This window comes from Paucibacter sp. JuS9 (assembly GCF_044043925.2).
Taxonomy (GTDB): Bacteria; Pseudomonadota; Gammaproteobacteria; order Burkholderiales; family Burkholderiaceae_C; genus JAUASW01.
In genome coordinates, this window is the sequence record NZ_CP194172.1 from 2916144 (window position 1) to 2938506 (window position 22363).

Here is a 22363-nt window from a genome sequence, read left to right on the forward strand (position 1 = left end):
GCGCTTGGGGGCTGGGCGGCTTTCGTGCGGTTGGGTCAGGCACTGGCCTTCGACTCGCGATAGACCAGCAGTGGCTTGGCATCCTCCTCGATGTTGTGCTCATCCAGAACAACCTTGGCCACGCCGTCGAGGGCGGGCAGTTCAAACATCGTATCGATCAGCGAATGTTCCATGATCGAGCGCAGGCCGCGCGCGCCGGTCTTGCGGGCCAGCGCCTTGCGGGCGATGGCGGCCAAGGCCGAGGGGCGCACTTCGAGTTCCACGCCGTCCATCGAGAACAGGTGCTGGTACTGCTTCAGCAAGGCGTTCTTGGGTTCGGTGAGGATCTGCACCAGCGCGTCTTCGGTCAACTCGCCCAGCGTGGCCACCACCGGCAGGCGGCCGACGAGCTCGGGGATCAGGCCGAACTTGATCAAGTCTTCCGGCTCGACCTCGCGGAACACTTCCGACACGCGACGTTCGCTCTTGCTCTTCACCGTGGCGCCGAAACCGATGCCCGACTTCTCGGAACGGTTCTGGATCACCTTCTCGAGGCCGTCGAACGCACCGCCGCAGATGAACAGGATGTTGGTCGTGTCGATCTGCAGAAAGTCTTGATTCGGGTGCTTGCGGCCGCCTTGCGGTGGCACCGAAGCCATCGTGCCCTCGACCAGCTTCAGCAAGGCCTGCTGCACGCCCTCGCCCGACACATCGCGTGTGATCGAGGGGTTGTCGGCCTTGCGCGAGATCTTGTCGATTTCGTCGATGTAGACGATGCCGCGCTGGGCGCGCTCAACGTCGTAATTGCAGTTCTGCAGCAGCTTCTGGATGATGTTCTCGACGTCCTCGCCCACGTAGCCGGCTTCGGTCAGCGTAGTCGCGTCAGCGATCACGAAGGGCACGTTCAGGAGGCGAGCCAGCGTTTGCGCCAGCAGCGTCTTGCCCGAGCCCGTGGGCCCGATCAGGAGGATGTTGCTCTTGGACAGCTCGATGCCGTCCTTGGCGCCCGTCATGTGACGCAGGCGCTTGTAGTGGTTGTAGACCGCGACCGACAGCGTGCGCTTGGCCACGTCTTGCCCGATCACGTAGTTGTCGAGGCTGGCCTTGATCTCGCTGGGCACCGGCAGGTCGGACTTGCTGGCGCGCGCCTGTGGCGTCTCGGCCGGCGCTTCGTCACGAATGATGTCGTTGCACAGCTCGATACATTCATCGCAGATGAACACGGAGGGGCCCGCGATCAGCTTCTTCACCTCGTGCTGACTCTTGCCGCAGAAAGAGCAGTACAAGACTTTTTCGCTGGAGTTGCCTTTTTTCTCGGCCATGGATTCGCTCAAACCTTCAGACAGACTTCCTGAACTGATGATAGTTCAAATGGAGATAGGGCCCTTTTGCAGAAAAGGGCCCTTCGGCGGCACCAGTTGGCACCAAAACACCGGTTTCAAGGACGTTTCGCGATCACCTGGTCGATCAGGCCATAGCCGGCGGCCTCGTCGGCCGACATGAAATAGTCCCGCTCCGTGTCCGCCTGGATCTTTTCCAGGCTCTGGCCGCTGCGCTCGGCCAGGATACGGTTGAGCTGCTCGCGAGTCTTCAGGATCTCACGGGCGTGGATCTCGATGTCGGTCGCCTGGCCCTGGGCGCCGCCCAGCGGCTGGTGGATCATGATCTTGGAGTTCGGCAGCGCGAAGCGCTTGCCCTTTTCACCTGCCGCCAGTAGGAACGCGCCCATGCTCGCAGCCATTCCCATGCAAAGCGTCGAGACCTGCGGCTTGATGAAGTTCATCGTGTCGAAGATCGACATGCCGGCCGAGACGCTGCCGCCGGGCGAATTGATGTAGAGGTTGATGTCCTTGTCAGGGTTCTCGCTCTCCAGGAACAGCAGTTGCGCCACCACCAGGTTGGCCACTGCGTCATTCACCGGTCCGACCAGGAAGATGACTCGCTCGCGCAGCAGACGGCTGTAGATGTCGTAGGCACGTTCACCGCGACCCGACTGTTCGATGACGATGGGCACCATGCCCAGATTGCTTGTCTCAAGCGCGCTCATGTAAATCCTCGAATTAGAAACATCGCATTGCCGGACTGATTATGTCCGCTCGCCAGCCCCCTTGCCGGAAACGACAGGTGGGGTGCTCTTGGCGAAATGACAAGGGCGAGCCGACCCTGCCGAAATGACAAAGGCGCCGACCTTTCGGCGCGGCGCCCTCTGGATTCAGCCGAGGCTGGATCAGTTGCCAGCGGCCATCAGCTCATCGAAAGGCAGAGCCTTGTCGTTGATCTTGGCCTTGGCCAGCACGAAGTCGGTGACGTTGTTTTCAACGACCACGGCTTCCACTTCGGCGAGGCGCTCACGGTCGCTCAGGTACCAGCGCACGACGTCAGCAGGCTTTTCATAGCTCTGTGCCAGTTCTTCGATGTGCGCTTGCAGTTGCTCCGGCTTGGCCTGCAAATTGTTCGAACGAACCAGCTCGCCGACCACCAGTCCCAGACGCACGCGGCGCTCGGCTTGGGGTTTGAACAGCTCTTCAGGGATCGGGGCCTTGTCGGCATCCTTGACGCCGCGCTTCTTCAGGTCTTCGCGAGCATTGGCAACCAGGCGCTCAGTTTCACTGGCGACCAGGGCATTGGGCACGTCCAACTCAGCCACCGACACCAAGGCTTCCATCACGGCAGCCTTGTTGCGGGCCAGCACGCGGAACTTCACTTCGCGCTCGAGGTTCTTCTTGATGTCGGCGCGCAGCGCTTCGATCGAAGCATCCTTGATGCCCAGGGCCTTGGCGAACGCTTCGTTCACTTCAGGCAGGTGCTGGGCTTCGATCTTCTTGACCGTGACCAGGAAGTCTGCTTCCTTGCCGGCCACGTCTGCACTGTGGTAATCGGCCGGGAAGGCAAGCGGGAAGGTCTTGCCTTCGCCAGCCTTCATGCCGCGCACGGCCTTGTCGAAGGCTTCGAGCATCTGGCCTTCGCCGACCATGAACTGGAAGGCTTCGGCCTTGCCGCCGGAGAAGGGTTCGCCGTCGATCTTGCCTTCGAAGTCGACGGTCACGCGGTCGCCTTCGACGACCACGTCGGCCGCAGCACGCTGGGCGAAGGTGCGGCGCTGCTTGCGCAGGATCTCGACGGTCTTGTCGATCGCTTCTTCGCTCACTTCGCTGCTGACGCGCTCGACTTCGGCACCGGCCAGGTCGCCGATCTTGACTTCCGGGTAGACCTCGAAGGTGGCGTCGAAGGCCATCTGGCCTTCAGGCGACTGTTCCTTCTGGGCGATGCGGGGCACGCCGGCCACACGCAGCTTGGCTTCGTTGGCGGCGCTGGAGAAAGCCTCACCCAGCTTGTCGTTCATGACTTCATACTGCACCGAGTAGCCGTAGCGCTGGGCCACGACGCTCATCGGCACCTTGCCGGGGCGGAAACCGTCAGCCTTGACGGTACGGGCCAGTTTCTTCAGACGGTTCTCGACTTCGCTGTTGATGTCAGCGGCCGCCAGCGTGAGCGTGATGCGGCGTTCGAGCTTTTCGAGGGTTTCGACGGTAACGGCCATGTTGGACTCAATACAAAGTTAGCTGGTGCGCGGGGCCGGACTCGAACCGGCACGCCGGTGAAGGCGTCAGGACCTAAACCTGGTGCGTCTACCAATTTCGCCACCCGCGCGGCGTTGTCTCAGGCCTGCGTCCGGGGATAGATATTCCGTCGGCAAGCCTGTGGCGATTCGGCAAACCGGCGATTGTAGCCGCTTCGCCGGGGCAAAAATCTTGCAGCCTTACAAACGAGAAGGCTCGACCGGGCGCTTGACCCGGAACCAGGCGGCATACATGGCCGGCAAGGCCAGCAGGGTGAGCACCGTGGCGACGATCAGGCCGCCCATGATGGCCACGGCCATCGGCCCCCAGAACACCGAGCGCGACAGCGGCACCATGGCCAGCACGGCCGCCGCCGCCGTCAGCACGATGGGCCGGAAACGCCGCACCGCCGACTCGGCAATCGCGTTCCAGGCCGGCACGCCACGCTCGCGGTCCTGCTCGATCTGGTCGATCAGGATCACCGAGTTGCGCTGGATCATGCCCATCAGCGCAATCACGCCGAGCAAGGCCACGAAGCCGAACGGCCGGTTCAAGAGCAGCAAGGCGCCAGCCACGCCGGCAATGCCCAGTGGCCCGGTCAGGAAGACCAGCATGGCTCGCGAGAAGCTCTGCAGCTGCAGCATCAGGAGCGTGAAGGTGATGAACAGCATCATCGGCACGCCGGCCGCAATCGAGCCCTGGCCCTTGCTGCTCTCCTCCACCGCACCGGCCACCTCGATGTAATAGCCATTGGGCATCTTGGCCTGCAGCTTCTGCAGCGCGGGCCAGACTTGCGCGGTCACTGTCGCACCCTGAAGACCTTCGACCACATCGCCCTGCACGGTCACCGCATAGTTGCGGCCTTCGCGCCACAGCACGCCAGGCTCCCAGTCGAAACTGACCTTGGCGATCTGCGTCAGCGGGATCGCGCGGCCGCTCGCCGTAGGTACATAGGCGTTGGCAATGTCTGAGATGGCATTGCGCTCGTCGGCGGGCTGGCGCAGCACGATGTCGATCAGGCGGTCGCCCTCGCGGTACTGGCCCACCACGGAACCCGACAGCAAGGTGCGCGACGCTTGCGCGAGGCTCTGGCTGGTCACGCCCAGCGCGCGTGCCTTGTCCTGGTCGACGTCGAGCTTCAACGCTTTGACCGACTCGTTCCAGTTGTCGTTCACCCCGCGCATGTTCGGGTTGGCACGCAGGATTTCCTTGGCCTGGTCGGCCCAGGCGCGCACGGTCTTGACGTCCTGACCCAGCACACGGAACTGCACCGGATAGGGTACCGGCGGGCCGTTGGGCAGCAACTTGATGCGCGAGCGCACATCCGGGAATTCAGCGGCAAGCAGCGCCGGCAGACGCTGACGCAGCGCCTCCCGCTCGGCCAGGCTGCTCGGCAGCACGATGGCTTGCGTCACATTGGTCTGCGGGAACACCTGGTCCAGGGGCAGATAGAAACGCGGCACGCCGCTGCCCACCCACATGGTCACCGAGGACACGCCCGGCTCCTTCATCAAGCGGGCCTCGAAGCGCTTGGCCACGGCTTCGCTCTGCTGCATGGTCGCGCCTTCCGGCAGCCACAGGTCGACCATCACCTCGGGGCGGCTTGAGTCAGGGAAGAACTGCTGCTGCACCTTGCCCATGCCAGCGAGGCCCAGGGCGAAGACCAGCACCGTCATGCCTATCGTCTTCCAGCGATGCTCGACGCACCAGTACACCAGCTTGCGGAAGCGGTTGTAGAACGGCGTGTCAAACAACTCATGCACTTCGCCGTCCTTGGGCTTGTGCGTCTTCAGGAGCAGCGCGCCGAGGTAAGGCACGAAGTAGACCGACACCACCCAGGAGATCAAGAGCGCAGCCGCGGTGACCGCAAAGATGGCATAGGTGTATTCGCCGGTCATCGACTTGGCCATGCCGATGGGCAGGAAGCCCACCGCGGTGATCAAGGTGCCGGTGAGCATGGGCATAGCCGTCGCGTCGTACGCGAAGGTGGCCGCATGCATCTTGTCGTAGCCCTCCTCGAGCTTGCGCACCATCATCTCGACCGCAATGATGGCGTCATCCACCAGCAAGCCGAGCGCAATGATCAGCGAGCCCAGCGAAATCTTGTGCAGGCCCACACCCCAATAGAACATCGTGACGAAGGTGATCGCCAGGACCAGCGGGATGGTGATGGCCACGACCAGGCCGGGCCAGATGTCGATGCGCCAGGGCCGCGTGTGCAAACCCAGAGAGATGAAGCTGACGACAAGCACGATCACCACGGCCTCGATCAGCACCTGAACGAACTCTTTGACAGAGCGGGCCACGGCTTGTGGCTGGTCTTGCACCTGCTGCAGCTCGATGCCGGCGGGCAGCGCCGCGCGGATCTGCTTGGTGGTCTTCTGCAGGCTCTTGCCCAGCGAGATGATGTCGCCACCCTTGCTCATCGACACGCCCAGGGCAATCACCTCACGGCCCTGGTGGCGCACCATGACGGCCGGCGGATCGGCGTACTCGCGCTTGACGACGCCGATATCGCTCAGCTTGATCGTGCTGGCCACGCCGGTGGCCGGGTTGATGCCGCGAATCGGAAATTCGCGCAGAGCGTCGACGGAATTGAACTGCCCTGCCACCCGCACCTGGAGGTTGCTGCTGCCCGCATTGAGCAAGCCGGCGCCTTCCACGGCGTTCTGAGCATTGAGCTGTCCGATGACCTGATTCAGGTCCAGGCCCAGCTCGGCCAGGCGCTTGTGCGATATCTCGACAAAGAGCTTTTCGGGCTGCACGCCAAAGGTTTCCACCTTGGCCACGTCAGGCACCTTGAGCAGTTCGCTCCGCACTCGCTCGGCATGCTGACGCAATTCCTCGCGTGAAAACCCATCGGCAGAGAGGGCAAAGATGGAGCCGTAGACGTCGCCGAACTCGTCGTTGAAGCCGGGGCCGAGAACACCTTGCGGAAGCGTGGCGCGCATGTCGCCGATCTTCTTGCGCACCTGATACCAGACCTCAGGCACCTCCTTGGGCGGCGAGTTGTCTTTCAGCTGGAAGATGGTCAGCGATTCGCCCGGCTTGGTGTAGGAGCGGATCTTGTCCGAGTACGGCACTTCCTGCAGCGTCTTCTCGATTTTGTCCGTCACCTGCTCGGCCATCTGCTGGGCCGTCGCACCAGGCCAATAGGCCTGCACCACCATGGCGCGGAAGGTGAAGGGCGGATCTTCATCCTGACCCAGCTGGAAGTAGGCGGCGAAGCCCGTCACCATCAGCACGATCATCAGGTAGCGCGTAAGCGCGGGATGCTCCAGCGCCCATCGGGACACATTGAAATGCGAGGTCCCCGGGGCGCGGCTCGGATTGCTGTTCATGCGAGAGCTCTCCGGGTCAGCGCGAAGCGGCAGCGGGCAGTGTGGCTGCGGGCGCTACAGCTGCAGAGGGCGGCTTGCCATTGACGTCGTAGCGGCGCACCTTTTGCCCAGTCGTCAGCACGTGCACACCGGCCACCACCACTTCCTGCCCGGTGGACAAGCCGCCGACGATCACCACCTCGTTGCCGTCCACACCCCCGACCTGCACCGCTTGCGACTTGACCGTCATCGTGGCGGGATCGAGCAACCAGACGCTGCTCTTGCCATCCAGCTCCAGCACGGCCGCCAGCGGCAACTTGATGATGTTGTCGGTGCGCGGCAGTTCCAGCAGCACTGTCGCCGTCTGGCCGAGCTTCAATTCAGTGTTGCGACCACCATCAGCCTTGAAAAGAAAGGTGCGGGTGACTGGGTCGGCAGCAGCCGACACCTCACGCAGCGTCAGGTCCTGCGCCGTCTGGCCCTGCCCCCACAGTCGCACCTTCAGGGCGCCGGGCTGGCTGGCCGCGGCTCGCAGCAAGGCCACCTTGTCCTCAGGCACGGAAAACACCACATCGCGAGGCCCGTCCTGGGCCACGCGCACGATGGGTGTGCCCGCGCCCACCACCATGCCGGGCTCGGCATCGACACCGGTAACCACCCCTGCGTGGTCCGCCACCAGCTGCGCATAAGCCGCCTGGTTGCCCTGTACTCCGGCCTGGGCCCGGGCTTGATCGAGCTGCGCCTGAGCGGCCTTGAAAGCCGTGTCGCGGCGCTCCAGTTCGGCGGCGCTGATGAAGCCCTGGTCGCGCAACTCAATGAAGCGCTTGAGTTCGGCGCCGAGCTGGTCGCGATTGGCTCGTGCAGCGAGCACACCGGCCTTGGCTGCATCCTGCGCCAGCACCAGGTCCTGGGCATCGATCTGGGCCAGCAATTGGCCCTGGCGAACGGAATCGCCAACATTGACCTTGCGGCTCAAGAGCTTGCCGCCCACCCGGAATGACAGGCGGGATTCAGTCCGCGCCTTCACCTCGCCAGCAAACTCCAGCACCATGCCGGCGCTGCCACTGTCCAGCTTCAGGGTCCGCACCGAACGCTCGGGCTCCGGCGCAGGCGCCTGCTTGCTGCAGGCCGCCAGCATGGCCAGGGCGAGCACGACGAGGGCAGTTCGAACTTGGGGCATGAGAACCTCGTGAAAAGCGGGTCGGCATGCCCGAGCAAAAGCCCGCTGCAGCCCCGTTCCGCAGTAACTGACTAATTGGTCAGTAATGTATTCAGCGGCCACCACGCTGTCAAACCCGCCGAAGGGGGCGCCAATGACAACGAAGCCTTCCCAAAAACACACACAATGCCGCTCGTGAGCATAGAGCACTACGAGAACTTTCCTGTTGCTTCCTGGCTGTGCCCGCCGGCATTGCGGCCGGCCATTGCAGCCATTTACTGGTTCGCGCGCACCGCGGATGACCTGGCCGACGAGGGTGACGCCGATGCCTCGCAGCGCCTGGCCGACCTCCAGGCCTATCGCGAAGACCTCCGCGCCATGGCAGCCGGCCGGCATGTCTCGTCGCGATGGACCGGGGTGTTCGCGGCGCTGGGGCCGGTGTTCCGCCAGTACGCCCTGCCCTTGCAGTTGCTGGACGACCTGCTGGACGCCTTCATCCAGGACCTGCACAAGACCCGGTATTCAGACCGGCTGGAACTGCTGGACTACTGCCGGCGTTCGGCCAACCCGGTCGGCCGCCTGCTCCTGCACCTCTACGGCATCCAGGACACCGAGGCGCTGCGCCGATCCGACGCCATCTGCACCAGCCTGCAATTGATCAACTTCTGGCAAGACCCCAGCCGCGACATACCGAACGGCCGCTGCTACGCGCCGACCAGCGACCTGGCGCGCCACGGCATGAGCAGCCAGGACTGGCTGCGCGGCCAGGACAGCCCGGCCAGCCGCGCCTTGCTGGCCGAGCTTTGCCGCTGGGCCCGGGAGCTGATGGACAAGGGCGCGCCACTGGTGCACCAGATACCAGGGCGGGCCGGCTGGGAGTTGCGCCTGGTTGTCCAGGGCGGACTCAGGATTCTTGAGAAAATCGCCCACATGGATTTCGCCACCTTGCAGCAGCGCCCAGTCCTTGGGGCCTTCGACACCTTGCCCATGCTCTGGCGTGCCCTGCGCATGCCCCGCTCGGCCGACCTCATGCTGGAGGCCCGCTCTTGACCCCCGAGCAGTATGTGCAGGACAAGGCGGCCAAGAGTGGCTCGAGTTTCTACTACGCCTTTCTCTTCCTGCCGCCGCCGCGCCGCGCCGCGATCACGGCTTTCTATGCCTTCTGCCGCGAGGTGGATGACGTCGTCGATGAGACGCAAGACACCGGCGTTGCCGCCACCAAGCTCGCCTGGTGGCGCAAGGAGGCAGCCAGCGCCTTTGCCGGCCAGCCGCAGCATCCGGTGATGAAGGCATTGATGCCGCATTGCGCGCCTTTCGACATCCGGCTGGAGCATCTGATGGCAGTGATCGAAGGCTGCCAGATGGATCTGGAGCAGACCCGCTACCTGGACTACCCCGGCCTGCAGAGGTACTGCCACCTGGTGGCCGGTATCGTTGGCGAAGTGGCGGCGCGAATATTCGGCCAGGAGGATGCCCAAACCACCGCCTACGCCCACAAGCTCGGCCAGGCCATGCAGCTCACCAACATCATTCGCGATGTCGGCGACGACGCGCGGCGCGGCCGCATCTACCTGCCGGTCAGCGAACTTCAGCAGTTCGACGTGAAGGCGCATGAGATCCTCAAGCGCGACCGGCCCTGGGGCTACAGCGAGCGCTTCACGGCCCTGATGAAGTTCCAGGCCGAGCGCGCCCATCGCCTTTACGACGAAGCCTTCGCCCTGCTGCCTGAGGCGGACCGCAAGCCGCAAAAGCCCGGGATGATGATGGCCAATATCTACCGCGCGCTTCTGCGCGAGATCGAGGCCGAGAACTTTCAGGTGCTGCACCAGCGCATTTCGCTGACACCATTGCGCAAGCTCTGGATAGCGATGCGCACCAACTGGCGCGGCCGCTGATGCAGGCGCCTCGCCGCGTGGCCGTCGTGGGCGGCGGCTGGGCGGGTCTGGCCGCGGCTGTGCGCGCCACCGAGCTCGGCGCACACGTGACCTTGTTCGAGATGTCGGGCCAATGGGGCGGGCGGGCCCGCAGCGTGAGCGACCAGTCGCCACTGCTCGATAACGGCCAGCACATCCTGATCGGCGCCTACCGTGACACCCTGGCCCTGATGCGCCGCGTCGGCGCCGATCCGGATCGACTGTTCTTGCGCACGCCACTGCGGCTGCGCTATCCCGATCATGAAGGCTTGCGCCTGCCTGGCGGCCAGCCGCTGCTTTCCTTCCTGCGCGGCGTCCTGCGCTACGAGCGCTGGCCGTGGCGGGCGCGCCTGGCCTTGCTCGCGCAAAGCTCCGCCTGGTTGTTCAGTGGCTTCAAGTGCCCGCCGGGGCTGAGCGTTGCCCAGCTGTGCGCACGGCTGCCCGAGCCGGTCCGCGTCGATCTGGTCGAGCCGCTCTGCGTCGCGGCGCTGAACACGCCGGCCGAGCGCGCCAGCGCCCAGGTCTTTCTGAGGGTGTTGCAGGACGCCATGTTCAGCGGCCCGGGTTCGGCCGACCTGCTGCTGCCCCGCAGGCCGCTGGGCGACCTCCTGCCCTCGCCCGCCGCTGACTGGCTTCAAACTCAAGGTGCAGACTTGCGCCTGGGACGGCGAGCTCAGGACCTGCAGCCCATGGAGGACGGCCGATGGCAGATCGACGGCGAGCATTTCGATGCGGTCGTGCTGGCATGCCCGCCGATGGAAGCGGCCAGGCTCACGCAGCCTGCCTCGCCAATCTGGGCCGAGCAGGCGCGCAGCTTGCGATACGAGCCCATCATCACGGTCTACCTGCGCCAGCCCGGCGCATGCCTGGCAGCACCGATGGTGGCGCTCCACGAATCGCCCAGCGCTCCAGCCCAATTCGCATTCGACCATGGGCAGTTGAGCGGCCAGGCCGGGCTGTTTGCCTTCGTCATCAGCGGCGCCCAGGCCTGGGTCGACGCCGGCTTGCAGGTGGCTGGCAACGCTGTTGAAGCGCAGGCAAGGGCCGCGTTGGGCTGGCAGGGCGCTATCGAGCGGGTTCGCGTCCTGGCCGAGAAAAGGGCCACATTCGCGTGCACGCCAGGCCTGGCCCGCCCACCGGCGCTGATCGCTTCAGGGCTCATCGCTGCCGGCGACTATGTGGCCGGCCCCTACCCTGCCACGCTGGAAGGCGCAGTCCGATCCGGCCTCGCTGCCGCCAATGTGGCCATTTCGCCATGTAAAACGGGTGCGAAATCGACCACAATGGCGGCATGAAAAACAAAGAGCTCGCCACACCTGCCATCCAGGTGCTGGAACGCACTTTTTCCTTGCTGGACGTGCTGGCCAGCCACCAGGATCCGGTTTCGCTGAAGCAGATCAGCGAATCGACCGGCCTGCATCCTTCCACTGCTCATCGCATCCTCAACGACCTCACCATCGGGCGTTTTGTCGACCGACCCGAGGCCGGCAGCTACCGGCTGGGCATGCGGCTACTGGAGCTGGGCAATCTGGTCAAGGCAAGGCTGGACGTGCGCGATGCGGCCCTCGGTCCCATGCGCGAGTTGCACAAGTTCACCCACCAGCCGGTCAATCTCTCGGTGCGCCAGGGCGACGAGATCGTCTATATCGAGCGCACCTATTCCGAGCGCTCCGGCATGCAGGTCGTACGCGCAGTCGGCGGCCGCGCGCCCCTGCACCTGACCTCGGTCGGCAAGCTGTTCCTGGCCAGCGACGAGCCGCTGCGGGTGCGCGCCTATGCCACCCGCACCGGGCTGGCCGGCCACACCAAGAACAGCATAACCGAGATCGGGGCGCTGGAGCGCGAGATGGCGCTGGTCCGTCAGCGCGGCCTGGCGCGCGACGACGAGGAGCTGGAGCTGGGCGTGCGCTGTATGGCCGCCGGCATCTATGACGACCAGGCCAAGCTGGTGGCCGGGCTGTCGATCTCGGCGCCGGCCGACCGGCTGGAAGAAGGCTGGAGCTCGCGGCTGAAGGAAACCGCCGCGCAGATTTCCGCGGCGCTGGGCCACCGCGGCTGAACGCTGGGTCTGAAAAAGACTGAAGGGGCCGCAGCCCCTTCGTTCTCTGTCAGCCTGCCAGGTTCACTCGACCTTGCTGAGACTCGTCGCCGCGGCCGTCGGGTTGGTCGCCAACCACTTGCGGATGCGTTCGGCATCACCGATCCGGGCGTACTTGCCGGTCGAGTCAAGGAACACCATGATCAGCTTGCGGCCTGCCATCTGGGCCTGCATCACCAGGCACTTGCCGGCTTCGTTGATGAAACCGGTCTTCTGGAGGCCGATATCCCAGTCGCGGCTGCTGACAAGGCCATTGGTGCTGCGGAAAGCCATCTGGCGGCGGCCCACCGTGACGCTGTGCGCCTTGGAGGTCGAGTACTCGCGCAGCAGCGGCACTTCATGGGCCACCTTCACCAACGCAGCCAGGTCCTTGGCACTGGACTGGTTGCGGCTGGACAGACCCGTGGGCTCCACATAGTGGGTGTCTTCCATGCCCAGCGACCGAGCCTTGGCATTCATCGCCGCGACAAAGGCATCCAGACCACCGGGATAGTTGCGACCCAGCGCATGGGCAGCTCGGTTCTCGGAAGCCATCAGCGCGAGGTGCATCAGCTCGCTGCGCGGCAGCGTGGTGCCGATGGCCAGGCGTGAGCCAGTGCCCTTCTCCGTGTCCTTGTCGGCATCGGTGATCGTCAGCTTCTCGTCCAGGGGCAGTCCGGCTTCAACCACCACCAGGGCGGTCATCAGCTTGGTGATCGAGGCGATGGGCAGCACCGCCTGCGGATTCTTGGAGAAGAGCACTTCGTTGGTGTCCTGGTCCATGACCAGGGCGACGCTGGACTTCAGGTCCAGCGGATCGTCCACCGAGTGCAGGCCATAGAGCTGGCCAAAAGTGGGGGCGGCTGCCGCGGCAGCCACGACGGCGGCCTTGCGGGGCGTGCGGGTGGCCGGCTTGGACTTGCGGACGACGCTCTGGGCGCTTGCCTTGCCACCGGCCTTGGCCGAGGTGGCCGCCTCGGCCTGGGTCGCCATGAGCGCGCCCGAAGCCATCAGCAAGCCGCTCAAAACGGCTGAGGAAACAAAGGTGGCAAGAGTCTTCAAAAGCGTCCCCAACGGTCAGATGGGCAGTTTATGTGATCAGCAAAAACCTAGCAAGATCAAAAACTTAACCGCCACTCTTCAAGTCAACCTTGCGCTGCGACACGCTCGGTCTTGCTTTGCAGCTTGTTCAAGGCACTCAAATATGCCTTGGCCGATGCGACCACGATATCGGGGTCGGCCCCGACGCCATTGACGACCCGACCCGCATGCTGCAGACGGATCGTGACCTCGCCCTGAGATTCTGTACTGCCCCCGGTGATCGCGTTCACCGAGTAGAGGACCATTTCTGCGCCACTTTGCACGGATTGCTCGATCGCGCGAAGCGTGGCGTCGACCGGGCCGTTGCCGTCGCTCTCGACGCGGTGCTCGACAGTCCCGGCGGCAAAGACGATGGCCGCATGCGGCCGCTCGCCGGTTTCAGAACGTTGGGCCAGGGAGAGCAGGCGGTAGTGTTCCTGCTCGGAGCTGACCGATTCGTCCATCACCAGCGCCAGGATGTCCTCGTCGAAGATCTCGTTCTTGCGGTCCGCCAGGTCCTTGAAGCGGACGAATGCGGCATTCACTTCGGCCTCTGACTCGAGCTGGATGCCGAGCTCCTGCAGGCGCTGCTTGAAGGCATTGCGGCCGCTGAGCTTGCCCAGAACAATCTTGTTGGCCGCCCACCCCACGTCTTCGGCACGCATGATTTCGTAGGTGTCGCGCGCCTTCAGCACACCGTCCTGATGAATGCCCGACGCATGGGCAAAGGCATTGGCGCCGACCACGGCCTTGTTCGGCTGGACCACGAAACCCGTGGTTTGCGAAACCATGCGCGAGGCCGCCACGATCTGCGTGGCGTCGACATTCACATCCAGGCCGAAATAGTCGCGGCGAGTCTTGATCGCCATCACCACCTCTTCCAGCGAGCAATTGCCCGCCCGCTCACCAAGGCCATTGATCGTGCACTCGACCTGTCGCGCGCCACCGATCTGCACGCCCGCCAGCGAGTTGGCCACGGCCATGCCCAGGTCGTTGTGGCAATGGACCGACCAGATGGCCTTGTCCGAGTTCGGCACGCGCTCGCGCAAGGTCTTGATGAAGTTGCCGTAGAGCTCGGGGATGGCATAGCCCACGGTGTCGGGGATGTTGATCGTGGTCGCGCCTTCGGCAATGACGGCTTCGACGACACGGGCCAGGAACTCGGGGTCCGAGCGATAGCCGTCCTCAGGCGAAAACTCCACGTCGCCAGTCAGATTGCGTGCGAAGCGCACGGCGAGCTTCGCCTGCTCCAGCACCTGCTCGCGGGTCATGCGCAGCTTCTTCTCCATGTGGAGCTCGCTGGTCGCGATGAATGTGTGGATGCGCGAGCGGGCGGCGCCCTTCAAGGCCTCGGCGGCGCGGCCGATGTCCCGATCATTGGCACGGGCCAGCGAGCAGACCGTGCTTTCGCGGATCACGTCGGCAATCGCCTTGACCGCTTCGAAGTCGCCATTGCTCGAGGCTGCAAAGCCCGCCTCGATCACATCGACACGCAGCCTTTCCAGTTGGCGCGCAATGCGCAGCTTCTCGTCCTTGGTCATCGATGCGCCGGGCGATTGCTCGCCGTCGCGCAAGGTGGTGTCGAAGATGATCAGTTGCTGCGACATTGCTCGGCTCCTCAGGCTGCCACGTTGGCGTTGAATTTCAGATGACCGCGCTGCGCGGCTCGGCGCAAGCCGGACGCAATGGCCTTCAGCGAGGCGGACACGATATTGGCATCGATGCCCACGCCAAACACCGTCAGCGCATCACCGACACGCAGCTCCAGATAGGCCACGGCCTTGGCGTCCGCACCACTGCCGATGGAATGCTCGTGATAATCCAGCACGCGCACGGCCGAAGCAAGGTGCGCGTTCAGGCCATTGATGAAGGCATCGATCGGGCCGGTGCCCTCGCCTTGCACCTGCACGCGCCGAACACCCAGATCAGCCTGGGCGCGCAGGCTCACTCGGCCCGCGCCCACCTCGCTCGTGACCGGATTCAGGGCAGGGCCTTCGCTGATGCCGTACTCGCGGTCGAAGATGCCCCAGATGTCAGCCGCACTGAGCTCCTTGCCACTGTCGTCCATCACCGCCTGAACAACCTGGCTGAACTCGATCTGCAAGCGACGCGGCAGCTCCACGCCGTACTCGGCTTCGAGCAGATAGGAGATGCCGCCCTTGCCCGACTGGCTGTTGACGCGGATGACCGCGTCGTAGCTGCGGCCCAGGTCTTTCGGGTCCACCGGCAGATAGGGCATGACCCAGATATCGCCTTCCTTGCGAGCAGCGAAGGCCTTCTTGATCGCGTCCTGGTGCGAGCCCGAGAACGAGGTGTAGACCAGGTCGCCCGCGTACGGATGACGCGGATGCACCGGCAACTGCGTGCAATGCTCGGCGCAGCGGCGCACTTCGTCGATGTCAGAGAAATCCAGCTCCGGCGAGACGCCTTGCGTGTACAGATTCAAGGCGATGTTGACGATGTCGACATTGCCCGTGCGCTCACCGCTGCCGAACAGACAGCCTTCGATCCGGTCACCGCCCGCCATCAGCGCGAACTCCGCAGCGGCCGTGCCGGTGCCGCGGTCGTTGTGCGGATGGATGGACAGGATGATGGAATCACGACGCTCCACATGGCGGTGCATCCACTCGACCATGTCGGCAAAGATGTTGGGCGTCGAATGCTCGACCGTGGCCGGCAGGTTGATGATGACCTTGCGCTCGGGTGTTGCGCCCCAGGCCTCTGTCACCGCGTCCACCACGCGCTTGGAGAAAGCCAGCTCGGTGCCGGAGAACATCTCGGGCGAGTACTCGAAGCCGATCTCGGTCTCACGCTGCGCGTCTGCCATGCGGCGGATCATCTGCGTGTGCGCCACGGCCAGTTCGACGATCTGGTCTTCGTCCAGGCCCAGCACCACCTTGCGCATCACCGGCGCGCAAGCGTTGTAGAGGTGGACGATGGCTTTGCGCGCGCCACGCAACGATTCAAAGGTGCGCTCGATCAAGGGCTGACGCGCCTGCGTCAGGACCTGGATGGTCACATCGTCGGGGATCAGGTCTTCCTCGATCAGCCGACGCACGAAGTCGAAGTCGGTCTGCGAAGCCGAGGGAAAGCCGACCTCGATTTCCTTGAAACCGATGCGCACCAGCATCTCGAACATGCGCAGCTTGCGCTGCACATCCATCGGCTCGATCAGCGCCTGGTTGCCGTCGCGCAGGTCGGTGCTGAGCCAGATCGGGGCTTGCGTCAGCTGGGCGTCCGGCCAGGTGCGATCGGTCAATCCGATGGGGGCAAAGGCGCGGTACTTGGTGTTCGGCTGCTTCAACATGGTCGTGCTTCCTGGCAAATCGAGAGGATCGAGATTTGCAACCAGCAGACTATGTACAAGCAAAACGGCCCGCTGCGGGTTGCATACGGGCCGTTGAGATCAAAACGCTTTGGACGTGCGTGCGCGATCAGCGAACCCGAGGTTCGACTGGTAGTAGCAGCGCAATAGCGGCAAACGTCTTCATGGCTTTGGAATATAGCAGAGCTTTTGATCACCGCTCAGCGATGAAGGCCCTGTTCATCAGGTTCATCGGTCGATGTGGCAATCACGCTCACCGGCTTGCCCTTCATGCGCCGGTAGGCGTAGACCACATAGCCGGAAACACCGTAGATGCAGAACACGCCGAACAGCACCGATGGCGGGTGGATATTGATCAGCGCGATGCCCAGCGCAATCGCCACGATCACGATGAAGGGCACCGAACGCTTGAAGCTCACATCCTTGAAGCTGTAGAACGGCACGTTGGTGACCATGGTCAGCCCGGCATACAGCGTGAAGCCGAAGGCCACCCAGGCCAGCTGCGGGTTGGTGTGCACGGCCGTGTAGCCCGCGTCGTCCATCACCCATACGAGGCCAACCACCAACGCCGCCGCTGCGGGGCTGGGCACGCCCTGGAAGAAGCGCTTGTCCACCACGCCGATGTTCGTGTTGAAGCGGGCCAGGCGCAGTGCCGCCGAAGCGCAATAGACGAAGGCTGCGATCCAGCCGAGCTTGCCCAGGCCTTGCAGGGCCCAGACATACATGATCAGCGCTGGCGCAGCGCCGAAGGAAACCATGTCGGAGAGCGAATCCATCTGCTCGCCAAACGTGCTCTGCGTATTGGTCATGCGGGCCACGCGGCCGTCCAGGCTGTCCAGCACCATCGCGCAGAAGATGCCATAGGCCGACTGCTCGAAGCGGCCATTCATCGCCATCACGATGCCGTAGAAGCCGCCGAACAGCGCCGCCAGAGTGAACAGGTTGGGCAGGATGTAGATGCCCTTGCGGCGTGGCCGAACGGGCGCATCGACGTCGTCGTCATCCACATCGGACGGGGCATTGAGTTTCGGATCGGTCATGGTGCGGGAGGATACAACAGCGTCCCAGTAAAAAAGCCGCACGGCCCTGGGGCGGTGCGGCTTTCGCTAGAGAGGCAAACTCAGTTCTTGGACTGGTCCACCAGACGGTTCTTCTTGATCCAGGGCATCATCGCGCGCAGCTTCTCGCCGACCTGCTCGATCGGGTGCTCGGCCGTCAGGCGGCGGCGCGACAGCAGGGTCGGCGCGCCAGCCTTGTTCTCGAGGATGAAGCTCTTGGCGTACTCGCCGGTCTGGATGTCCTTCAGGCACTGGCGCATCGCGTCCTTGGTGGCCGAAGTCACGACCTTGGGGCCGGTCACGTACTCGCCGTATTCGGCGTTGTTCGAGATCGAGTAGTTCATGTTGGCGATACCGCCTTCATAGATCAGGTCGACGATCAGCTTCAGCTCATGCAGGCACTCGAAGTAGGCCATCTCGGGCGCGTAGCCGGCTTCGGTCAGCGTCTCGAAACCGGCCTTGATCAGCTCGACGGCGCCACCGCACAGCACGGCTTGCTCGCCGAACAGGTCGGTCTCGGTTTCTTCGCGGAAGTTGGTCTCGATGATGCCGGCCTTGCCGCCGCCGTTGGCGGAAGCGTAGGACAGGGCCAGGTCACGCGCCTTGCCGGTCTTGTCGGCATAGACGGCGATCAGGTGCGGCACGCCGCCACCTTGCGTGTAGGTGCCGCGCACCGTGTGGCCAGGTGCCTTGGGAGCGACCATCCAGACATCCAGGTCGGCACGCGGCGTGACCTGGCCGTAGTGGACGTTGAAGCCGTGAGCGAAGGCCAGCGAAGCGCCCTGCTTGATGTTGGGTTCGACTTCAGCCTGGTAGACGCTGGCGATCTGCTCGTCCGGCAGCAGGATCATGACCACGTCGGCCGCCTTCACGGCTTCAGCGATCTCGGCGACCTTCAGGCCGGCGTTCTCGGCCTTGGCCCAGGAGGCGCCGCCACGGCGCAGACCGACGGTGACCTTGACGCCGCTGTCGTTCAGGTTTTGCGCATGGGCGTGGCCTTGTGAGCCGTAGCCGATGATGGTGACGTTCTTGCCCTTGATCAGGCTCAGATCAGCGTCCTTGTCGTAATAAACGTTCATGTCGGTCTCCAGGAAAAATCGGTTCAGGGTGTTGGGTAGGGAAATCGTTCAGACGCGGAGAATCCGCTCGCCGCGGCCGATGCCGCTGGCGCCGGTACGCACCGTCTCGAGAATGGCGGCGCGATCAATCGCAACGATGAAGGCATCGAGCTTTTCGGCGTCGCCGGTCAATTCGATCGTGTAGGTCTTCTCGGTCACGTCGATGATGCGGCCGCGAAAGATGTCGGCGGTGCGCTTCATCTCTTCACGCTCCTTGCCGACCGCGCGCACCTTGATCAGCATGAGCTCGCGCTCGGTGTAGTTGCCTTCGGTCAGGTCGACGACCTTGACCACCTCGATGAGGCGGTTCAGGTGCTTGGTGATCTGCTCGATCACCTCGTCCGAGCCGGTGGTGACGATGGTCATGCGCGACAGCGAGGGATCCTCGGTCGGCGCCACGGTCAGGCTTTCAATGTTGTAGCCGCGTGCCGAGAACAAGGCCACGACGCGCGACAGCGCACCTGGTTCGTTCTCGATGAGCAAAGCAATGATGTGTCTCATGATGAATCTTCGTCCTTCGCGCTCTTCAAGCCGGCGGCGGTAACCGACGGCTCTTGGCCACGCTCTTCGATGGTGGGATTGCTGGGTGGTCCGCTGAGCGGCACGTCTGCCGCCGGGTCGACGCTGGCGCGGTAACGCCAGGATCGCTCGGCAGCTTCAGCGCCTCACAGGTCTTCGGAGCCCAGCAGCATTTCCGAGATGCCCTTGCCCGCCTGGACCATGGGCCAGACGTTCTCGGTCGGATCGGTGCGGATGTCCAGGAAGACCGTGCGGTCCTTCAGGCGCTTCGCTTCGCGCAGCGCACCCTCGACATCACCGGGCTTCTCGACCAGCAGGCCCACATGGCCATAGGCCTCAGCCAGCTTGACGAAGTCCGGCAGCGCTTCCATGTAGCTGTGCGAGTAGCGCTTGCCGTAGTCCAGCTCCTGCCACTGACGCACCATGCCGAGGTAGCGGTTGTTCAGCGACACGACCTTGACCGGCGTGTTGTACTGCTTGCAGGTCGACAGCTCCTGGATGCACATCTGGATCGAGCCTTCGCCGGTGATGCAAAACACGTCTGCATCCGGTTTGGCCAGCTTGATGCCCATGGCGTAGGGCAGGCCGACGCCCATGGTGCCCAGACCACCGGAATTGATCCAGCGGCGCGGCTGCTCGAAGCGATAGAACTGCGCAGCCCACATCTGGTGCTGGCCAACGTCCGACGTGATGTAGGTGTCGCTGTCCTTGGTCAGGTTCCAGAGCGTCTCGACCACCATCTGCGGCTTGATGACTTCGTCGGAATGCTTGTAGGCCAGGCAGTCGCGGCGGCGCCATTCATTGATCTGGCTCCACCAGGCATTGATCGCGTTTGAATCAGGGCGGGCTTGCGCCTCCTTGATCTGATGGATCAACTCCTGCAGCACATCCTTCACGTCGCCGACGATGGGGATGTCCACGCGCACGCGCTTGGAGATCGAGGAAGGATCGATGTCCACGTGGATGATCTTGCGCTCCACGGAACCGAAGTGTTTCGGGTTGCCGATCACACGGTCGTCGAAGCGCGCGCCCACGGCCAGCAGCACATCGCAGTTCTGCATGGTCATGTTGGCTTCATACGTGCCATGCATGCCCAGCATGCCGAGGAAGCGCGGGTCACTCGCGGGCATGGCGCCCAGGCCCATCAGCGTATTCGTGCAGGGGTAGCCCAGCAACTCGACCAGCTCGCGCAGCTCTTTCGAAGCCTCGCCGAGGATCACGCCGCCGCCGGTGTAGATGTAGGGCCGCTTGGCCTGCATCAGCAACTGCACCGCCTTACGGATCTGGCCCGAATGGCCCTTGCGCACCGGGTTGTAGGAGCGCATCTCCACATGCGTGGGGTACTGGAAATGGGCCTTAGCCTGGGAAACGTCCTTGGGGATGTCCACCACCACCGGGCCAGGACGGCCGGTACGGGCGATGTGGAAGGCCTTCTTGAGCGTGACAGCCAGGTCGCGCACGTCCTTCACCAGGAAGTTGTGCTTGACGATGGGACGCGTGATGCCCACGGTGTCGCATTCCTGGAAGGCGTCCAACCCGATCGCCGGCGTCGGCACCTGGCCGGTGATGATCACCATGGGGATCGAATCCATGTAGGCGGTGGCAATGCCTGTGATGGCATTGGTCACGCCTGGACCCGAGGTCACCAGGGCAACGCCAACATCGCCTGTCGCGCGGGCATAGCCATCAGCGGCATGGACGGCGGCCTGCTCATGGCGTACCAGGACGTGCTGGATGGTGTCCTGTTTGTACAGTGCGTCGTAGATATACAGCACTGCGCCGCCCGGATAGCCCCAGAGGTACTGGACCCCTTCAGCCTGAAGGCAACGAACAAGAATTTCAGAGCCGTTCGGCTCCGAGGAGGGGGAATTGATTTGCGGCTGTGCGCGACCATCCACGGTCGCTGCACGCTTGATGTCCGCGGCAGACATGTCCATTTTTCGAACCTTTGTGAATTTCTCTAACGAAAAACCATCGGTGCTCCTTCTCGCACCCTCGTGAGGTGGATTCGGAACCTGCGCGATCAGAAACGAGGCGCCCCGGTCGGGCGGCCAGCTTGAGACCAAAAACTCATTGTGCGAAGCAGCATTATGCACAGAATTGCTGACACCCCCTCGCATTCCCTAGGGTGAGCCTTCGCAATGCAATAATCGCCACCCTTTGCCAGTGCTGGGTCCCCTGCCCGAATTCCCTTGGCCACCGATAAAGAACTGAACGACTTCCTTCGCAGCGTCGACCGCCGTGCCTTCAAGCGCACGGCGTACATGGTTCGCGACGACGATGCGGCGCTGGACATCGTGCAGGACGCGATGATCAAGCTGGCCGAGAAATACTTCGACCGCCCGGCCGAGGAACTGCCGCTGCTGTTCCAGCGCATCCTGTCGAACGCGACGATGGACTATTTCCGTCGTCAGAAAGTTCGCAGAGCGGTCATGTCGAACATGTCGGACTTCGAGTCCGGGGATCCCGACGACGACTTCAATCTGCTTGAATCACTGGAAACTGGCGATGGCGCCATGGGCGCACTCAGTGCGGCCGACGAGGTTTCCAAGGCCCAGATCTTGCAGGTGATCGAAGCGGAAGTCGCTGAATTGCCCGCCCGTCAACGCGAAGCATTTCTCTTGCGTTACTGGGAAGAATTCGATGTCGCCGAGACAGCTTCCGTCATGGGCTGTTCCGAGGGCAGTGTAAAGACACATTGTTCACGAGCCGTGCATTCGCTCGCGAAATCGCTGAAAGCCAAGGGAATCACGCTATGAACCAGTCAAGCCAAACGCCTCAGGACCCGGATCAAGCGGTCTCGCGCTTTGCGCAGCGCGTGACGGCCGGGCTCGACAAGCAAGCCTCCGGCCTCCCGGTTGACATCACTGAACGGCTTCGCTTTGCGCGAGAGCAAGCACTGACCAAGGCGCGCCGCGAGCGCGCTCTGGCGGCAGCGACCGTGCTGCAGGCGATGGATGTCGGCGGTGGCTCCATGGCGCTGGCTGGCAACGGCCGCTCGCCACGTTGGCTCAAGCTGGCAACACTGTTGCCGCTGATCGTGCTGGCTGCCGGCCTGCTGCTGATCCAGCAGAGCGAGTGGTACGAGCAGATCACCGCGGCCGCCGAGGTCGACACCGCGCTGTTGGCCGATAAACTGCCACCTGCCGCCTACAGCGACCCTGGCTTCCGCGAATACTTGCAGGAAGACCAGCAACAAGCGCCGCAGCAACAGCCGCAGCAGCAACAACAACCAAAACAAGAGTGACGAGCCCC

The 22363-nt window shown here is 63.7% G+C and carries 18 protein-coding genes and 1 tRNA gene; 6 read left to right on the forward strand and 13 right to left on the reverse strand.

The window, feature by feature from the left end:
• Nucleotides 1-35 precede the first annotated feature (35 nt).
• From clpX to ABT392_RS13080, 6 genes are all read right to left on the reverse strand, one after another.
• The gene (gene clpX / locus ABT392_RS13055) at nt 36-1301 is read right to left on the reverse strand and encodes an ATP-dependent Clp protease ATP-binding subunit ClpX (protein ID WP_334276272.1); all 1266 of its coding nucleotides are present in this window, start codon (nt 1299-1301) and stop codon (nt 36-38) included.
• 116 nt (nt 1302-1417) lie between these two features.
• The gene (clpP, locus tag ABT392_RS13060; protein WP_334276273.1) at nt 1418-2026 is read right to left on the reverse strand and encodes an ATP-dependent Clp endopeptidase proteolytic subunit ClpP; all 609 of its coding nucleotides are present in this window, start codon (nt 2024-2026) and stop codon (nt 1418-1420) included.
• A 180-nt stretch (nt 2027-2206) separates the two neighbouring features.
• A complete protein-coding gene (gene tig, locus ABT392_RS13065; RefSeq protein ID WP_334276274.1) occupies nt 2207-3520 on the reverse strand; it encodes a trigger factor in 1314 nt (437 codons plus the stop codon).
• Nucleotides 3521-3543: 23 nt separating this feature from the next.
• Nucleotides 3544-3630: transfer RNA gene (locus ABT392_RS13070), tRNA-Leu, on the reverse strand.
• Nucleotides 3631-3739: 109 nt separating this feature from the next.
• A complete protein-coding gene (locus ABT392_RS13075; protein WP_334276275.1) occupies nt 3740-6880 on the reverse strand; it encodes an efflux RND transporter permease subunit in 3141 nt (1046 codons plus the stop codon).
• A gap of 16 nt (nt 6881-6896) precedes the next feature.
• Nucleotides 6897-8039, reverse strand: a complete 1143-nt coding sequence (locus ABT392_RS13080; protein WP_395385581.1) for an efflux RND transporter periplasmic adaptor subunit — start codon at nt 8037-8039, stop codon at nt 6897-6899.
• Nucleotides 8040-8204: 165 nt separating this feature from the next.
• Here ABT392_RS13080 and hpnC point away from each other — a divergent pair, with 165 nt between their 5' ends.
• From hpnC to ABT392_RS13100, 4 genes are read left to right on the forward strand one after another with little or no spacing between them, the layout of a single operon-like run.
• Entirely contained in the window at nt 8205-9068 is an 864-nt protein-coding gene (gene hpnC, locus ABT392_RS13085) for a squalene synthase HpnC (RefSeq protein ID WP_395385580.1), read from the forward strand.
• Nucleotides 9065-9913 carry a presqualene diphosphate synthase HpnD gene (gene hpnD / locus ABT392_RS13090; protein WP_334276278.1) on the forward strand — a complete coding sequence of 283 codons (849 nt, stop codon included), beginning with the start codon at nt 9065-9067 and terminating at the stop codon, nt 9911-9913. The genes hpnC and hpnD overlap by 4 nt, the downstream gene beginning before the upstream one ends.
• Nucleotides 9913-11226, forward strand: coding sequence for a hydroxysqualene dehydroxylase HpnE (hpnE, locus tag ABT392_RS13095; protein WP_334276279.1), 1314 nt, complete (start codon nt 9913-9915; stop codon nt 11224-11226). Before hpnD ends, hpnE begins: the two co-directional genes overlap by 1 nt.
• Complete coding sequence (locus ABT392_RS13100) at nt 11223-11990, forward strand: IclR family transcriptional regulator (RefSeq protein WP_334276280.1); 768 nt, start codon at nt 11223-11225, stop codon at nt 11988-11990. The genes hpnE and ABT392_RS13100 overlap by 4 nt, the downstream gene beginning before the upstream one ends.
• A 63-nt stretch (nt 11991-12053) precedes the next feature.
• Here ABT392_RS13100 and pbpG read toward each other — a convergent pair whose 3' ends face one another.
• From pbpG to ABT392_RS13135, 7 genes are all read right to left on the reverse strand, one after another.
• A complete protein-coding gene (gene pbpG / locus ABT392_RS13105; RefSeq protein ID WP_395386823.1) occupies nt 12054-13019 on the reverse strand; it encodes a D-alanyl-D-alanine endopeptidase in 966 nt (321 codons plus the stop codon).
• Nucleotides 13020-13153: 134 nt separating this feature from the next.
• Nucleotides 13154-14695: a 2-isopropylmalate synthase gene (locus tag ABT392_RS13110; RefSeq protein WP_334276282.1), complete on the reverse strand. Its 1542-nt coding sequence runs from the start codon at nt 14693-14695 to the stop codon at nt 13154-13156.
• An 11-nt stretch (nt 14696-14706) separates the two neighbouring features.
• Nucleotides 14707-16395 (reverse strand): 2-isopropylmalate synthase, encoded by a 1689-nt coding sequence (gene leuA, locus ABT392_RS13115; protein WP_334276283.1) that lies wholly within the window; start codon nt 16393-16395, stop codon nt 14707-14709.
• 218 nt (nt 16396-16613) lie between these two features.
• Entirely contained in the window at nt 16614-17453 is an 840-nt protein-coding gene (pssA, locus tag ABT392_RS13120) for a CDP-diacylglycerol--serine O-phosphatidyltransferase (RefSeq protein ID WP_334276284.1), read from the reverse strand.
• A gap of 80 nt (nt 17454-17533) precedes the next feature.
• Entirely contained in the window at nt 17534-18550 is a 1017-nt protein-coding gene (ilvC, locus tag ABT392_RS13125; protein ID WP_334276285.1) for a ketol-acid reductoisomerase, read from the reverse strand.
• A 48-nt stretch (nt 18551-18598) separates the two neighbouring features.
• Nucleotides 18599-19090: an acetolactate synthase small subunit gene (gene ilvN / locus ABT392_RS13130; protein WP_334276286.1), complete on the reverse strand. Its 492-nt coding sequence runs from the start codon at nt 19088-19090 to the stop codon at nt 18599-18601.
• Between the two features lie 164 nt (nt 19091-19254).
• Entirely contained in the window at nt 19255-21045 is a 1791-nt protein-coding gene (locus tag ABT392_RS13135; protein WP_334276287.1) for an acetolactate synthase 3 catalytic subunit, read from the reverse strand.
• Between the two features lie 255 nt (nt 21046-21300).
• On the opposite strand from ABT392_RS13135, the gene ABT392_RS13140 reads away from it, so the two are divergent.
• The gene (locus tag ABT392_RS13140; RefSeq protein WP_282823717.1) at nt 21301-21867 is read left to right on the forward strand and encodes an RNA polymerase sigma factor; all 567 of its coding nucleotides are present in this window, start codon (nt 21301-21303) and stop codon (nt 21865-21867) included.
• Nucleotides 21864-22355: a DUF3619 family protein gene (locus ABT392_RS13145; protein ID WP_334276289.1), complete on the forward strand. Its 492-nt coding sequence runs from the start codon at nt 21864-21866 to the stop codon at nt 22353-22355. The genes ABT392_RS13140 and ABT392_RS13145 overlap by 4 nt, the downstream gene beginning before the upstream one ends.
• Nucleotides 22356-22363 lie beyond the last annotated feature (8 nt).

Coding starts and splice junctions, on each gene's coding strand:
- clpX (WP_334276272.1), bottom strand. CDS start 1,301: ATGGCCGAGAAAAAAGGCAACTCCAGCGAAAAAGTCTTGTACTGCTCT.
- clpP (WP_334276273.1), bottom strand. CDS start 2,026: ATGAGCGCGCTTGAGACAAGCAATCTGGGCATGGTGCCCATCGTCATC.
- tig (WP_334276274.1), bottom strand. CDS start 3,520: ATGGCCGTTACCGTCGAAACCCTCGAAAAGCTCGAACGCCGCATCACG.
- ABT392_RS13075 (WP_334276275.1), bottom strand. CDS start 6,880: ATGAACAGCAATCCGAGCCGCGCCCCGGGGACCTCGCATTTCAATGTG.
- ABT392_RS13080 (WP_395385581.1), bottom strand. CDS start 8,039: ATGCCCCAAGTTCGAACTGCCCTCGTCGTGCTCGCCCTGGCCATGCTG.
- hpnC (WP_395385580.1), top strand. CDS start 8,205: ATGCCGCTCGTGAGCATAGAGCACTACGAGAACTTTCCTGTTGCTTCC.
- hpnE (WP_334276279.1), top strand. CDS start 9,913: ATGCAGGCGCCTCGCCGCGTGGCCGTCGTGGGCGGCGGCTGGGCGGGT.
- ABT392_RS13100 (WP_334276280.1), top strand. CDS start 11,223: ATGAAAAACAAAGAGCTCGCCACACCTGCCATCCAGGTGCTGGAACGC.
- pbpG (WP_395386823.1), bottom strand. CDS start 13,019: ATGGCTTCGGGCGCGCTCATGGCGACCCAGGCCGAGGCGGCCACCTCG.
- ABT392_RS13110 (WP_334276282.1), bottom strand. CDS start 14,695: ATGTCGCAGCAACTGATCATCTTCGACACCACCTTGCGCGACGGCGAG.
- leuA (WP_334276283.1), bottom strand. CDS start 16,395: ATGTTGAAGCAGCCGAACACCAAGTACCGCGCCTTTGCCCCCATCGGA.
- pssA (WP_334276284.1), bottom strand. CDS start 17,453: ATGACCGATCCGAAACTCAATGCCCCGTCCGATGTGGATGACGACGAC.
- ilvC (WP_334276285.1), bottom strand. CDS start 18,550: ATGAACGTTTATTACGACAAGGACGCTGATCTGAGCCTGATCAAGGGC.
- ilvN (WP_334276286.1), bottom strand. CDS start 19,090: ATGAGACACATCATTGCTTTGCTCATCGAGAACGAACCAGGTGCGCTG.
- ABT392_RS13135 (WP_334276287.1), bottom strand. CDS start 21,045: ATGGACATGTCTGCCGCGGACATCAAGCGTGCAGCGACCGTGGATGGT.
- ABT392_RS13145 (WP_334276289.1), top strand. CDS start 21,864: ATGAACCAGTCAAGCCAAACGCCTCAGGACCCGGATCAAGCGGTCTCG.